This is a genomic window from Pseudomonas sp. TSO6, from assembly GCF_056098905.1.
Genome location: NZ_JBLZWV010000022.1, coordinates 155722 through 171154 on the forward strand (window position 1 = coordinate 155722; position 15433 = coordinate 171154).

A 15433-nucleotide genomic window follows, 5' to 3' on the forward strand; every position below is an offset into this window, starting at 1 on the left:
TGTTCAGCGGGTTTCGTTGAACAGTTCGCGGCCAATCAGCATCCGGCGGATTTCGCTGGTGCCGGCACCGATTTCGTACAGCTTGGCATCGCGCAGCAGGCGGCCCGCCGGGAATTCGTTGATGTAGCCGTTGCCACCGAGAATCTGGATCGCCTCCAGGGCCATTTGCGTGGCGCGTTCGGCGGTGTACAGGATTACCCCGGCAGCGTCCTTGCGGGTGGTCTCGCCACGGTCGCAGGCTTGGGCCACGGCGTACAGGTAGGCGCGGCTGGCGTTCAGTTGGGTGTACATGTCGGCAATCTTGCCCTGGATCAGCTGGAACTCGCCGATGCTTTGGCCGAACTGCTTGCGGTCGTGTATGTAGGGCACCACCAGGTCCATGCAGCTTTGCATGATGCCGGTTGGGCCACCGGACAACACCACACGCTCGTAGTCCAGGCCGCTCATCAGCACGCGTACGCCGCCGTTGAGCTGGCCGAGTATGTTTTCTGCCGGCACTTCCACGTCATCGAAGAACAGCTCGCAGGTGTTGGACCCGCGCATGCCCAGCTTGTCGAACTTGTTGCTGCGGCTGAAACCTTTCCAGTCACGCTCGACGATGAACGCGGTAATGCCGTGCGCGCCCTTGTCCAGGTCGGTCTTGGCGTAGATCACGTAGGTGTTGGCGTCAGGGCCGTTGGTGATCCAGGTCTTGCTGCCGTTGAGCACGTAGTAATCGCCGCGCTTTTCGGCGCGCAGTTTCATCGATACCACGTCGGAGCCGGCGTTGGGCTCGCTCATGGCCAGCGCACCGATGTGCTCGCCGCTGATCAGCTTGGGCAGGTACTTGAGCTTCTGTTCATGGGTGCCGTTGCGGTTGATCTGGTTGACGCACAGGTTGGAATGGGCGCCGTAGGACAGTGCCACCGAGGCCGAGGCGCGGCTGATTTCTTCCATCGACACCACGTGGGCCAGGTAGCCAAGGCCGGCTCCGCCATACTCTTCCGATACCGTGATGCCCAGCAGGCCCATGTCGCCGAACTTGCGCCACATGTCGGCGGGGAACAGGTTGTCGTGGTCGATCTGCGCGGCCCGCGGGGCCAGTTCGGCGGCAACGAAGGTGCGCACCTGGTCGCGGAGCATGTCGATGGTTTCGCCCAGGGCGAAGTTCAGGGAGGGGTAATGCATGCTGGGGCACCTTCTTGTTCTTGAAATTGGGTTACATCGCAGCTTGGGGATCCACCCCGCTCCCACAGGGGTCGGCGTGGCGCCTCGAGTGGATGTCGTTCATCACCTTTACGTTAACGTAAACCTGCATGAGGTCACTGTCAATCCGCTCATCACCTTTACGTAAACGTAAATCTGCGCCAGAGTATTCCCGCTTGCTTCAGTCGTGCCCAGAACAACCACAAGAAGGGACACCCATGAGTCAACCGAGCTATACCCGCGGTCGCCAGGACCAAGCCTTGCTGACCCAGACCATCGGCCAGGCCTTCGATGCCACGGTGGCCCGCTGTGCCGATGGCGAGGCGCTGGTGTCGCGCCACCAGGGCCTGCGCTACAGCTGGCGGCAGTTGGCCGAACAGGTCGAAGTGCATGCCCGCGCGCTGATGGCCCTGGGCGTGAACACCGGCGAGCGTGTCGGCATCTGGTCGCCCAACTGCGCCCAGTGGTGCATTTTGCAGCTGGCCAGTGCCAAGGTCGGCGCCATCCTGGTCAACATCAACCCGGCCTATCGCGTAGGTGAGCTGGAATACGTGTTGCGTCAGTCCGGCTGCCGCTGGCTGGTGTGTGCAGATGCCTTCAAGACGTCTGATTACCACGCCATGGTCCAGGAACTGGTGCCAGAATTGGCCTGCGCCACGCCAGGTGAACTGGTCAGTGAGCGCCTGCCGGACTTGCGCGGCGTGATCAGCCTGGCCGCCAACCCGCCTGCCGGCTTCCTGCGCTGGCATGCACTGGCCGAAAAGGCTGGGCAGACAACGCTAGAGGCCTTCACCGCCCGCCAGCAAGGCCTGCAATTCGACCAGCCGGTGAACATCCAGTACACCTCCGGCACCACCGGTGCGCCGAAAGGGGCGACGCTCAGCCACTACAACATCCTCAACAACGGTTTCATGGTCGGCGAGAGCCTGGGCCTGACCAGCGCCGACCGCATGGTGATCCCGGTGCCGCTGTACCACTGCTTCGGCATGGTCATGGCCAACCTCGGCTGCATCACCCACGGTAGCACCATGATCTACCCCAACGACGCCTTCGACGCCGAGCTCACGTTGCGCGCCGTTGCCGAAGAGCGCGCCAGCATTCTGTATGGCGTGCCGACCATGTTCATCGCCATGCTCGACCACCCAGCACGTCAGCAGTTGGACCTTTCCACCCTGCGCAGCGGCATCATGGCCGGTGCCACTTGCCCGATCGAGGTGATGCGCCGGGTTATCGACCAGATGCACATGGCTGAAGTGCAGATCGCCTACGGCATGACCGAAACCAGCCCGGTGTCGTTGCAGACCGGCCCCGACGACGAGCTGGAGCTGCGCGTGACCACGGTCGGGCGTACTCAGCCGCAGCTGGAAACCAAGCTGGTGGACGCCGAGGGCTGCATCGTCGCGCGCGGCGAAATGGGCGAACTGTGCACCCGGGGTTACAGCGTGATGCTCGGTTACTGGAACAACCCCCAGGCCACGGCGGATGCCATCGACCCGGCTGGCTGGATGCACTCGGGCGACCTGGCGGTGATGGATGAGCACGGCCATGTGCGCATCGTCGGGCGCAACAAGGACATGATCATTCGCGGCGGGGAGAACATCTACCCGCGTGAACTGGAGGAGTTCTTCTACACGCATCCGGCTGTGGCCGATGCGCAGGTGATCGGGGTCCCGTGCAGCAAATATGGTGAGGAGGTGGTGGCCTGGATCAAGCTGCACCCAGGGCACAGCGCCACGGCCGATGAGCTGCACGGCTGGTGCAAGGCGCGCATCGCGCATTACAAAGTGCCGCGGCATTTCCGCTTCGTGGAGGAGTTCCCGATGACGGTGACCGGGAAGGTGCAGAAGTTCAGGATGAGGGAGATCAGTGTGGCGGAGCTGGCCATTGAAACGGTCGGTTGATGCATTGAGTCTGCCGGCCCTTCGCGGGCAAGCCCGCTCCTACACTTACACCGTAGGCCTGTAGGAGCGGGCTTGCCCGCGAAGGGCCGTCAGCGTCAGCGCAAGTCAATCTTGCCCAGTTGCTCGGCCACTTCGCGAAGAGTGCTGTAATCGCGTCTGAAACGCTGGTGGTAGCGTTCCTCAAGATACCTCAAGGCAGCGTCACGTTTGTCCCAGCACATATGTTCAAGCGGTGTGCCCGCATTTGGCTCGACAACACCTGCCTCTTGGAAGCAATCAACCACATCCTGTTCAAGCGCCCCTGTTTCCCGCCCGGTCATGCTGTCCACGATGATGAGTTCTCCCGACATCTGATCAGGAGAACTCATCATCAGCACAAGCAACCGATCCGGCTACTGGCAGACATACCAGTTGCCTCGTCTATCCTTACACCTTCACCGGTGGCTCATCACTCGGCGGGTCACCCACCGTCGGCGGCACCGTCGGCTTGATCGGCACCGCGTCCGGGTCTTCTTCCGGCACGGGCGGCGGCAAACTGGGGTCGTCGATGTTTGGGTCGGGGGTTTCCGGTGGAATAGGAATGTTCATCGTCTGACCTCGCGTGGCTGGAATGAAGGAGTGCTGAAGGCTCTGACCGCTGGCAATTGCCATTCGCTCATTTTTTTGAAGCCCACGCCTGTGCCCGGCTCTGAACCCTTACCTCCAACAGCCGACGGAGCAAGATCAATACCACTAAGCCAATGCCGTCTGGGCAAAACAGAGGCGTAACTGCTAAGCGAGCTATGGGCCGAGCATGATGCTCGGCTTATAGGGTAATTATGGCATTGTAGTTCGGGGGTCTTGATTCTGACGGTCGTCGCGCACTTAACCTATTTAATGTCTCGCCGCTAACATCACATTTTGGTACTCTTCCACTCTCTTGCGGGTTTCATAATAGTAATCCAAGGATCGTTTCAAGTCTTCAGGGTGGTTTTTAGGGTTTGAAGAACTTCTTGCAAATCGCTCAAGGAAAAGTCTTGTCAAAGAAGTTTGCCGGCCATCATCGTCATAGCTTATATTGCGCTGCATCATGATATTCTCGTGTTGTTCAATGTATCCCACATCAGTCATGTGGCTTGCCCAAATGCGCCCTGGATCGTTCAGTTTAAGGTGACCTGTTCCCTTTGCAAGAACGTTGGGAGGTAAATGTTTGACCCTGGCGGTGACTCCGGTCGGGTCGCGAGAATAGTCATTCATCAGTCTAGAGACGGCGTTTACTTGTATGTTACGGTCCCTGTGAAAGTCTGTATTTGCCGCTTTGTAGGCGCCTTTACTTGCAGGTTTCATAGCCTGCTTCAGACCTCTTTGGAGGATCCCGGCTATGAAAAGAATTGCGGAGGTTCCATGTGGGTCGATACGGTTAACCGGGTCCCCATTGCAGTATGCATAGGCATTAATTCCGCCACGCCCAAATGGGCTGAGGAAGTCCGGACTAGTGAACCTTGGCAGTGCAGGGCTGTACATGCGATAGCCTTGCCCTAGGTGGTAGCCGTGTGTATGAATATCGAAGTATGCTCCGTTGAAACCAGATGTGTAGGGTCCCTGAATCAGCATCTTGGTGTAACCGTAAGCATTGTAATTGATATGGCTGGTAGCAGTAGTGTTGGCGGTTGTTTGCATGGGATTGCCTGCGTCGTATGTGCGGCGTTTGCAAATGAATGCTTCGGTTGATGTGCCAGGCCGCTGTTCATCGGTTTGAAGCCATCGTTTTTATACAATCTATTCTGGTTTACATTATTGGTGCTGATGCAGTGCACTGCTGTAAGCGTGCTTCTCAGCCCCTGATCATGACTATGTATGACGATAGCTCCGCAGTTCAACTGGCAGAATTATCAGGTGGCGTGGTCTACCCTTAAGCCTTCACCGGTGGCTCCTGCCTCGGCGGGTCGTCCACCGTCGGCGGCACCGTCGGCTTGATCGGCACCTCGTCCGGCTCTTCTTTCTGCACGGGCGGCGGCAAGCTGGGGTCGTCGATGTTGGTATCGGGGGGGCCGGTGGAATGGGAATGTTCATGGCCTGACCTCGCGTGGGTGGAATGAAGAGGTGCTGACCGCTGGCAGCTGCCGTTCGCTCTTTTTTTTGAACCCCACGCCTGTGCCCGGCTCTGAATCCTTACCGCCAATGCCACCAGGGAGCCAGGACCGATGTCGCGTAACGAGCCCTTCGAAAGCGTACCGATGGCGAATGATCACCCCGACCAGGCCATCAGCCTGGCCCAGGCGCTGCTGGCGCCGCGCATCGTGATCGAAGACTGCAGCCCCGTGCTCGACGGCGGCACCTTCGCCGCCAAGGCCATCAGCGGCCAGCCGGTCGCGGTCAGCAGCAAGGTCTACAGCGACGGCCATGACCGCCTGGCGGTGATGCTCAACTGGCGCCAGGCCAACAGCCGGCGCTGGCATTGCGTGCCGATGCAATCGGCGGGCAACGACCTGTGGCTGGCCGAGTTCACCCCCACCGTACTTGGCCCGCACCTGTTCAGCATCGAGGCCTGGGTCGACCCGTTCGCCACCTATAGCCATGACCTGGAGAAAAAGTACAACGCCGGTGTCGAGGTAAAACTGGAACTGGAAGAGGGCCGCTTGATGCTGGGCAAAGGCATCGAGCTGTGCAGCGGTGCCGTGCGCGATGAGCTCGAAGCGCTACAGCAGCGCCTGGCGGAGCTGGATACCGACGGGCAGGTGGCACTGTTGCTGGGCCCGGACGTTGCGCACCTGATGAGCGAAGCGGGGCACCGCAGTTACCTGGCCCGCAGCCGCGAGTTCCCCGTCGATGTCGACCGCCCGGCCGCGCAGTTCGCCAGTTGGTATGAGCTGTTCCCGCGCTCGATCACCGATGACCCGCAGCGCCACGGCACCCTCAATGACGTGCACCAGCGCCTGCCTATGATCCGTGACATGGGCTTCGATGTGCTGTACTTCCCGCCCATCCACCCCATCGGCACGCAGCACCGCAAGGGCCGCAACAACGCCCTCAAGGCCGAGCCCGGCGACCCTGGTAGCCCGTACGCTATCGGCAGTGCCGAAGGCGGCCATGACGCCATCCATCCGCAGCTGGGCACGCGGGAAGACTTTCGTCGACTGGTTGCCGCCGCCGCCGAGCATGGCCTTGAAATCGCCCTGGATTTCGCTATCCAGTGCTCGCAGGACCATCCATGGCTCAAAGAGCACCCCGGCTGGTTCAGCTGGCGCCCGGACGGCACCATTCGCTACGCCGAGAACCCGCCGAAAAAGTACCAGGACATCGTCAACGTCGATTTCTACGCCCCGGACGCCGTCCCTTCGCTGTGGCTGGCGCTTCGCGACGTGGTGCTCGGCTGGGTAGAGGAGGGCGTGAAGACTTTCCGCGTCGACAACCCGCACACCAAGCCACTGCCGTTCTGGCAATGGATGATCGCCGATGTGCGCGCCCGCTACCCGGATGTGATCTTCCTTGCCGAGGCGTTCACCAAGCCCGCGATGATGGCGCGCCTGGGTAAGGTCGGCTACGCGCAAAGCTATACCTACTTCACCTGGCGGAACACCAAGCAGGAACTGCGCGAATTCTACGAGCAGCTCAACCAGCCGCCGTGGAGCCAGTGCTACCGGCCGAACTTTTTCGTCAACACGCCGGATATCAACCCGTTCTTCCTGCACACCTCCGGTCGCGCCGGCTTCCTCATCCGCGCCGCGCTGGCCACCATGGGTTCGGGCCTGTGGGGCATGTACTCCGGCTTCGAGCTATGCGAAAGCGCGCCGCTGCCGGGCAAGGAGGAATACCTGGATTCGGAGAAATACCAGATCCGCCCGCGCGATTTCACCCAGCCGGGCAACATCATTGCCGAGATCGCCCAGCTCAACCGCATTCGCCGGCAGAACCGCGCCTTGCAAACCCACCTGGGCGTGGCGTTTTTCAACTGCTGGAACGACAACATCCTGTACTTCGCCAAGCGCACGCCCGAGCGCGACAACTACATCCTGGTGGCGATCAGCCTGGACCCGCACAACGCCCAGGAGGCGCATTTCGAGCTGCCGCTGTGGGAGCTGGGCCTGGACGACGACGCCGACACCTTGGGCGAAGACCTGATGAACGGCCACCGCTGGACCTGGCATGGCAAGACCCAGTGGATGCGTATCGAGCCCTGGCACCAGCCATTCGGGATCTGGCGCATCGAAAAAGCCCGTTAACAAGGCTAAGACTGTGCCCCTGTAGGAGCGGGTTTACCCGCGAACACCGGCGAAGCCGGTGCCATGCACCGCGGTGTCATCTTCGCGGGTAAACCCGCTCCCACAGGGATCTAGCAAGCTCGGATGTCTGTGCATGTAATTGAAAGGAGTCACCCATGGCCAAGCGTTCCCGCCCGGCAGCCTTCATCGATGACCCGCTGTGGTACAAGGACGCCGTCATCTACCAGTTGCACATCAAGTCGTTCTTCGACGCGAACAACGACGGCATCGGTGATTTCGCCGGCCTGATCAGCAAGCTGGACTACATTGCCGAACTGGGCGTCAACACTTTGTGGCTGCTGCCTTTCTACCCTTCGCCAAGGCGCGACGACGGCTACGACATTGCCGAATACAAGGCCGTGCACCCCGACTACGGCAGCATGGCTGACGCCCGCCGCTTCATCGCCGAGGCACACAAGCGCGGCCTGAGGGTAATCACCGAGCTGGTCATCAACCACACCAGCGACCAGCACCCGTGGTTCCAGCGAGCTCGCCATGCCAAGCATGGCAGCAAGGCGCGGGACTTTTACGTGTGGTCGGATGACGAACAGAAGTACGACGGCACGCGCATCATCTTCCTCGACACCGAAAAGTCCAACTGGACCTGGGACCCGGTCGCCGGCCAGTACTTCTGGCACCGCTTCTACTCGCATCAGCCAGACCTGAACTTCGACAACCCGCAGGTGCTCAATGCGGTGATCAAGGTGATGCGCTTCTGGCTTGACCTGGGCGTCGACGGCCTGCGCCTGGACGCCATCCCCTACCTGATCGAACGTGACGGCACCAACAACGAAAACCTGCCCGAGACCCACACGGTACTCAAGGCCATTCGCGCCGAAATCGACGCCAACTACCCCGACCGCATGCTGCTGGCCGAGGCCAACCAGTGGCCCGAAGACACCCGCCCGTACTTCGGCGAAGGCGAGGGCGACGAGTGCCACATGGCCTTCCACTTCCCGCTTATGCCGCGCATGTACATGGCCCTGGCCATGGAGGACCGCTTCCCGATCACCGACATCCTGCGCCAGACGCCGGAAATCCCGGCCAACTGCCAATGGGCGATCTTTCTGCGCAACCACGATGAGCTCACCCTGGAAATGGTCACCGACCGCGAGCGCGACTACCTGTGGAACTACTACGCCGAAGACCGCCGCGCGCGCATCAACCTGGGCATTCGGCGGCGCCTGGCACCGCTGCTGCAGCGTGACCGCCGGCGCATCGAGCTGCTCACCAGCCTGCTGCTGTCGATGCCCGGCACACCCACGTTGTACTACGGCGACGAGCTGGGCATGGGCGACAACATCTACCTGGGCGACCGAGACGGCGTGCGCACTCCCATGCAGTGGTCGCCCGACCGCAACGGCGGCTTTTCCCGCGCCGACCCGCAGCGCCTGGTGCTGCCGCCGATCATGGACCCGCTATACGGCTACCAGACGGTCAATGTCGAGGCCCAGAGCCACGACCCCCACTCGCTGCTCAACTGGACCCGGCGCATGCTGGCCGTACGCAAGCAGCAGAAGGCCTTTGGCCGCGGCACCCTGCGAACCCTTACGCCCAGCAACCGGCGAATCCTCGCGTATATCCGCGAGTACACCGATGCCGATGGCAACACCGAAGTCATCCTGTGCGTGGCCAACGTGTCCCGCGCCGCCCAGGCTGCCGAACTGGAATTGTCACAATACGCCGACAAAGTACCGGTGGAGATGCTCGGCGGCAGCGCCTTCCCGCCCATCGGTCAACTGCCGTTCCTGCTCACCCTGCCACCCTATGCCTTCTACTGGTTCCTGCTGGCCGCCCATGACCGCATGCCCAGCTGGCACATCCAGGCCACCGAGGGGTTACCCGAATTGACCACGCTAGTTTTGCGCAAGCGCATGGAAGAACTGCTGGAAGCACCCGCCCGCGACACCCTGCAAACCACCATCCTGCCGCAATACCTGCCCAAGCGGCGCTGGTTCGCCGGCAAGGAGGGGCCCATTGACGAGGTGCGCCTGCGCTACGGCGTGCGCTTCGCTACCGCTACCACGCCCGTGTTGCTCAGCGAAATCGAAGTGCTCAGCGGGGGGACGGCCAACCACTACCAGCTGCCGTTTGGCCTGCTGCCCGAAGACCAGATCAACACAGCGCTGCCGCAGCAGTTGGCCTTGTCGCGGGTGCGCCGTGCCCATCAGGTTGGCCTGATTACCGATGCCTTCGTGCTCGAACCGTTTATCCGCGCAGTACTGCACGCCTGCCAGGATGGCCTGCGCCTGCCCTGCGGCAGCGGCGCGGGCGAACTGCGTTTCGAATGCACCGACCTGCTGGCAGCCCTTGGGTTGAACGATGAAAGCGCCGTGCGCTACCTCAGCGCCGAGCAGTCCAACAGCTCGGTGGTGATCGGCGACCGCGTGGTGCTCAAGCTGATCCGCCGGGTCAACCCGGGCATTCACCCGGAACTGGAAATGAGTGCCTACCTGACCGCTGCCGGCTTTGCCAATATCTCGCCATTGCTGGCTTGGGTCAGCCGGGTGGATGAGCAAAACGCCCCACACCTGCTGATGATCGCCCAAGGCTACCTGAGCAATCAGGGCGATGCCTGGGCCTGGACCCAGAACACCCTGGAACGGGCTATCCGCGACCAGATGGCCCCACCCAGCCGCGATGCCGAGGCACACACCGATGCCTTGGTGGAGCTCACCGGCTTTGCCGCCTTGCTCGGCCAGCGCCTGGGCGAGATGCACCTGCTGCTGGCCGCGCCCACCGACGATGAGGCCTTCCGCCCACGCCCCAGCGATGCTGACGACAGCCAGCGCTGGGGTACGCAGATCAGCGCCGAACTGAACCACGCCCTCGACCTGCTGGCCCAGCACCGTGACGCCCTCGACCCCGACAGCCAGGCCCTGGTCGACGACCTGCAACAGCAGCGCGACGGCCTGGCCCAGCACATCGCCAACCTGGCGGAGCAGGCCGAGGGTGGCTTGCTGATGCGGGTGCACGGCGACCTGCATCTGGGCCAGGTGCTGGTGGTGCAGGGGGATGCCTACCTGATCGATTTCGAGGGCGAACCGTCCCGTCCACTGCAAGAACGCCGGGCAAAACACAGCCCGTACAAGGATGTCAGCGGCGTGTTGCGATCCTTCGACTATGCTGCTGCGATGATCCTGCGCAGCGCCTCTGCGGTCGACCTTTCCGGCCCGGCGCAGCAGGCTCGTCAGCGGGTTGCCCGGCAGTACCTGCATCAGTCGCGCCACGCCTTTGTCGAAGCCTATGGCCTGGCCACCGCCGCCATGCCCCATGCCTGGCAACAGGCCGAGGGCGAGCGCGCCGCACTGGAATTGTTCTGCCTGGAAAAAGCCGCCTACGAGATCACATATGAAGCCGAAAACCGTCCGAGCTGGCTGGCCGTGCCTTTGCATGGCCTGCATGGACTGATCAGTACCTGGGGAGAGTCATAAATGAATGCAACCACGCGTGAAAACGGCGGCCTTCGGCAACGGGACCTGGATGCCCTGGCCCGCGCCGAGCACGCCGATCCCTTCGCAGTGCTAGGCCCCCACGGCGATGGCCAAGGCGGGGTGTTTATCCGCGCCTTCCTGCCCAATGCGCTGAGTGCACGGGTGCTGGCGCGCCATGATGGGCGCGTCCTGGCCGAAATGGTGCAAAGCGCAGTACCGGGCTTGTTCACGGCGCACCTCGATGATGCACAAGCCTATCTGCTGCAAATTGGCTGGGCCGGTGGCGAGCAAGTCACCGAAGACCCTTACAGCTTTGGCCCGCAACTGGGCGACATGGACTTGCACCTGTTCGCCGAAGGCAACCACCGCGACCTGTCCGGGCGCTTCGGCGCCCAACCGATCCAGGTCGAGGGTATCGACGGTGTATGTTTCTCGGTGTGGGCGCCGAATGCCCGGCGGGTGTCGGTGGTGGGTGACTTCAATAACTGGGACGGCCGCCGCCACCCCATGCGCTTGCGCCACAGCGCCGGGGTGTGGGAGCTGTTCGTGCCGCGCCTGGGCGTGGGCGAAACCTACAAGTACGAGGTGCTGGGCAAGGATGGGATACTGCCTTTGAAAGCAGACCCGCTGGCCCGCGCCACTGAATTGCCGCCGAGTACCGCATCCAAGGTGGCCGGTGAACTCAGCCACGCGTGGCAAGACCAAGACTGGATGGCACAACGCGCGCAGCGCCATGCCTACAGCGCACCCCTGTCGATCTACGAGCTGCACCCAGGCTCCTGGCGCTGCGAGCTGGACGAGGCAGGCGAAGTCGGGCGCTACTACAACTGGCGCGAACTGGCCGAGCGGCTGGTGCCCTATGTGCAGGAACTGGGCTTTACCCATATCGAATTGCTGCCGATCATGGAGCACCCGTTCGGCGGCTCCTGGGGCTATCAGCCACTGTCGATGTTCGCGCCCACCTCACGCTATGGCAGTGCCGAGGACTTTGCCGCGTTCATCGATGCCTGCCACCAAGGCGGCATAGGCGTGCTGCTGGACTGGGTGCCGGCGCATTTCCCCACAGACGAACACGGCCTGGCGCGTTTCGACGGCACTGCCCTGTACGAATACGACAACCCCCTGGAGGGCTACCACCAGGACTGGAACACACTGATCTACAACCTCGGCCGCAACGAAGTGCGTGGCTTCATGATGGCCTCGGCGCTGCACTGGCTGAAGCACTTCCACATCGACGGCCTGCGGGTCGATGCGGTGGCCTCGATGCTGTACCGCGACTATTCGCGCAAGGCCGGCGAATGGGTGCCCAACCGCCACGGCGGGCGCGAGAACCTGGAGGCCATCGACTTCATCCGCCACCTCAACGGCGTGGCTGCCCATGAGGCCCCCGGTGCATTGATCATCGCCGAGGAGTCCACCGCCTGGCCCGGCGTCAGCCAGCCGACCCAGCAGGGCGGCCTGGGCTTTGCCTACAAGTGGAACATGGGCTGGATGCACGACACCCTGCATTACATCCAGAACGACCCGGTGCATCGCAACCACCACCATAACGAGATGAGCTTCGGGCTGATCTACGCCTATTCCGAACACTTCATCCTGCCCATCTCCCACGACGAAGTGGTGCACGGCAAGCACTCGCTGATCGACAAGATGCCCGGCGATCGCTGGCAGAAATTCGCCAACCTGCGCGCCTACCTCACTTTCATGTGGGCGCACCCAGGCAAGAAGTTGCTGTTCATGGGCTGCGAGTTCGGCCAGTGGCGTGAGTGGAACCATGACAGCGAGCTGGACTGGTATCTGCTGCAGTACCCCGAGCACCAAGGCGTGCAGCGCCTGGTGGGCGACCTCAACCGCCTGTACCGCGAAGAGCCGGCGCTGCACGAGCAGGATTGCCAGCCGCAGGGCTTCCAGTGGCTGATCGGTGACGACGCGCAAAACAGCGTGTACGCCTGGCTGCGCTGGAGCAGCAGCGGCGAGCCGGTGTTGGTGGTGGCCAACTTTACCCCGGTACCACGCGAGGGCTACCGCATTGGTGTGCCGTTTGGCGAGCGCTGGCAGGAATTGCTGAACAGCGATGCCGAGCTGTATGCAGGGTCCAACGTAGGCAATTTGGGGGCAGTGGCCAGTGAGGCACTGGCCAGCCATGGGCAGCCATTGTCGCTGGCGCTGAATTTGCCGCCGCTTGGGGTTCTGATAATGAAGCCGGCCTGATAGGTTGCCTGTACTGGCCTCTTCGCAGCACAAGGCTGCTCCTACAGGTGGGCGCATTCCCTTGTAGGAGCAGCCTTGTGCTGCGAAAGGGCCGGGCCTGCCTACCACCGCATCCGCACGCCAAGGCTGCCAATCAGCCCGTTCAGGTCATTGTCATCCACATCGCTGCTGTAATCGGCGCTGACAAACAAGGCTACCGAAGGCGTCACCCGCGCCACCAGCCCCAAGCCCAGTTCCACCGTAGTCGAGTAGCGTGAGCTGGAGATCTTGTCGACCTGGTCCAGCTTCACCTCGTCGGGATTGCTGAAGTCGTACCACACGTTGGTCCGCACATAGGGTTCGATGGGCATGCCGCGCACTTCGTAGCGCCCGGACAATTTCGCACCGACCCGGCCGCTCCAGCTCGGCTGGCTGTCGAAGGCCCGCAGGGTTTCTTCCTGCACCTGGTTGCCGGGGAAGAACTGCTGGTTGATCAACTGTGCCTGGGGTTCGATCACCCAGTTGCCGCCCAGGCGGATCGGGTAGCCGCCTTCCACCGAGAACGTCATCGCATGGCCGCTTTCGTCAAGGCGCTGGCCGCTTTCACCGCGGCCCATTACATCGATGCGTGAGCCCATGGCCACCGCATCCAGGTGCCAGCCCTGTTCATGGGTCATGCTCCAGTACACGCCCAGGCTTTCCCCGCTCAGGTTCACCGCGTGGCGCTGCTTGTCGCCCAACAGCGGGCGCATGCCGTTGAAGCTGCTCTGCAGGTTGTTATGCCCCACGAAAATCCCTGCGCGGTGCACGTTGCCCGCTGCAGTCTCACGCACGAACAGGTCCGGGCCGATTGTCAGTTGCTGGCTGGGGGCCTCCAGTTGGTCTGGGGGTTGCGTGCCACTGCGCGAGGTGGTCGGGAAAAACTGTGCCCACTGGCTGGCGATCAGGTCCGGTGCTGTCTGCCCGTGGCGCGCGCTCATGGTTTGCGAAAACGCACTCAGGGTGCCGATGCTCAAGCCACTGGCGCTGACCGGGTCGAGCGACATCTGCGGCATTGCAGGCTGTTGCAGAAAACCGGGCGAGGTGGGGTCACCCTGCAGTTCGTACGCGAAAGTTTCCACCGGGGTTGCCAGAAGCAGCGACGTGGAAACCGCGTAGAAAATGCTGTCGAAGCGCAAGGGGTTCGAGGTGCTTTTCATGGCGGATCTCCTGTTGTTTTTGTGGGGTACAGCCCGAGGACCTGGCCTGTTGTCACGAGCTGTACGGCAAAAACAGTGGGCGACCCAAACCAGCACGCCAGCCTTTGCAAGCGCGCACGAGGGCGCGAGCTAGAGGCCCGGCGCGAGATCTTTACTGCTTGGTAATGTTCAGCTAAGGAGAGGACGCCGCTTGCGTCAAGAAAGCGTGAAAGAACTGTTCAGGTTGTGTAATTTCTCTCAAGCACTTGATTTCTCGAGAAAAACGCCAGGGTATAGCGGGGTTCGCTATTTCCCGCTTCGTGGCTATGAAGAATGATTGCTAGAGCCTGACCTCCACCGCCAATGGCAAGTGATCTGACAGGTGCGACCAAGGTTTGTGCCCCAGAATCCGCGGCCCATGGCTTTCGGCGTTGCGCAGGTAGATGCGGTCCAGGGGCAACAGCGGCAGGCGGGCAGGGTAGGTGCGGGCGAGGTGGCCGTGGTGGCGCTCGAACGCTTCGTGCAGGTCAGGCTGCAGGCCGAGGGTGCGGTTGCCGCGGCTTTTCCAGTCGTTGAAGTCGCCGGCAATGATCACCGGTGCGTCGGCGGGCAATGACTCGAGCAATTTGCGCAGCAGTTGCAGTTGCTTCTGCCGGTGGCTTTCCAGCAATGACAGGTGCACACAGATGGCATGCACCTGATGCTTGCCGGGTACGTCGAGGATGCAGTGCAACAGGCCACGGCGTTCGGGGCCGGTGATCGACACGTCGAGGTTGCGGTGTTCGATGATCGGGTACTTGGACAGCAGCGCATTGCCGTGGTGGCCGTCGGGATAGACCGCATTGCGGCCGTAGGCAAAGTCGCTCCACATACTGTCGGCGAGGAATTCGTACTGCGAGGTCTGCGGCCAGCCCGGGTAGCGCGCGGCGTGGCGGTCGTGGCTGCCAAGCACTTCCTGGAGGAAGACGATGTCGGCCTGGGTGCTGCGCACCGCCTCGCGCAGTTCCGGCAGGATGAAGCGCCGGTTGAAGGCGGTGAAGCCCTTATGGGTGTTCACCGTCAGTACCCGCAGCCGCTTCACGGCCGCGGCCTGGTTGACGCTGGCGAAACCATTACTGCCGGCTTCGTGGCTCACAATTCCTCCTCGATCGCAGGTGCATGTGTGTCGCCTGTTCCGGCCCTATCGCCGGCAAGCCAGCTCCCACAGGTTCTGCACCGCCTGATGGCCTGCACCATACCTGTGGGAGCTGGCTTGCCGGCGATAGGGCCGGTGCAGCCAACCAGTACACAGACAGGCTGATGGC

At 62.2% G+C, this 15433-nt stretch carries 10 protein-coding genes; 4 read left to right on the top strand and 6 right to left on the bottom strand.

All coding sequences use genetic code 11. The annotated features are described in order from the left end of the window. Positions 1-3: 3 nt before the first annotated feature. Positions 4-1167: an isovaleryl-CoA dehydrogenase gene (locus ACN6NG_RS08180; RefSeq protein WP_341796277.1), complete on the bottom strand. Its 1164-nt coding sequence runs from the start codon at positions 1165-1167 to the stop codon at positions 4-6. 236 nt (positions 1168-1403) lie between these two features. Between ACN6NG_RS08180 and ACN6NG_RS08185 the strand changes: the two genes are divergently transcribed. Then, entirely contained in the window at positions 1404-3086 is a 1683-nt protein-coding gene (locus tag ACN6NG_RS08185; protein ID WP_474313447.1) for an AMP-binding protein, read from the top strand. Between the two features lie 95 nt (positions 3087-3181). On the opposite strand, the gene ACN6NG_RS08190 is transcribed toward ACN6NG_RS08185, so the two are convergent. The 3 genes from ACN6NG_RS08190 to ACN6NG_RS08200 all read right to left on the bottom strand — a co-directional run bounded on the left by ACN6NG_RS08190 (position 3182) and on the right by ACN6NG_RS08200 (position 4745). Then, positions 3182-3463, bottom strand: coding sequence for a hypothetical protein (locus ACN6NG_RS08190; RefSeq protein WP_474313448.1), 282 nt, complete (start codon positions 3461-3463; stop codon positions 3182-3184). Between the two features lie 49 nt (positions 3464-3512). Beyond that, positions 3513-3674 (bottom strand): hypothetical protein, encoded by a 162-nt coding sequence (locus ACN6NG_RS08195; protein ID WP_197897880.1) that lies wholly within the window; start codon positions 3672-3674, stop codon positions 3513-3515. Between the two features lie 285 nt (positions 3675-3959). Continuing rightward, entirely contained in the window at positions 3960-4745 is a 786-nt protein-coding gene (locus ACN6NG_RS08200; protein WP_353456812.1) for an RHS repeat-associated core domain-containing protein, read from the bottom strand. 524 nt (positions 4746-5269) lie between these two features. On the opposite strand from ACN6NG_RS08200, the gene ACN6NG_RS08205 reads away from it, so the two are divergent. From ACN6NG_RS08205 to glgB, 3 genes are all read left to right on the top strand, one after another. Next, positions 5270-7288 carry an alpha-1,4-glucan--maltose-1-phosphate maltosyltransferase gene (locus tag ACN6NG_RS08205; RefSeq protein WP_474313449.1) on the top strand — a complete coding sequence of 673 codons (2019 nt, stop codon included), beginning with the start codon at positions 5270-5272 and terminating at the stop codon, positions 7286-7288. A gap of 155 nt (positions 7289-7443) precedes the next feature. After that, entirely contained in the window at positions 7444-10761 is a 3318-nt protein-coding gene (gene treS / locus ACN6NG_RS08210; RefSeq protein WP_474313450.1) for a maltose alpha-D-glucosyltransferase, read from the top strand. Beyond that, on the top strand, positions 10762-12972 hold the full coding sequence (gene glgB / locus ACN6NG_RS08215) for a 1,4-alpha-glucan branching protein GlgB (protein ID WP_063424951.1): 2211 nt from the start codon (positions 10762-10764) through the stop codon (positions 12970-12972). A 101-nt stretch (positions 12973-13073) separates the two neighbouring features. Here the strand turns inward: glgB and ACN6NG_RS08220 are convergent, their stop codons facing one another. Both ACN6NG_RS08220 and ACN6NG_RS08225 read right to left on the bottom strand, forming a co-directional pair. Next, on the bottom strand, positions 13074-14150 hold the full coding sequence (locus ACN6NG_RS08220; RefSeq protein ID WP_474313452.1) for an autotransporter domain-containing protein: 1077 nt from the start codon (positions 14148-14150) through the stop codon (positions 13074-13076). A gap of 319 nt (positions 14151-14469) precedes the next feature. Then, on the bottom strand, positions 14470-15264 hold the full coding sequence (locus ACN6NG_RS08225) for an endonuclease/exonuclease/phosphatase family protein (protein ID WP_063424955.1): 795 nt from the start codon (positions 15262-15264) through the stop codon (positions 14470-14472). Positions 15265-15433: the final 169 nt, after the last annotated feature.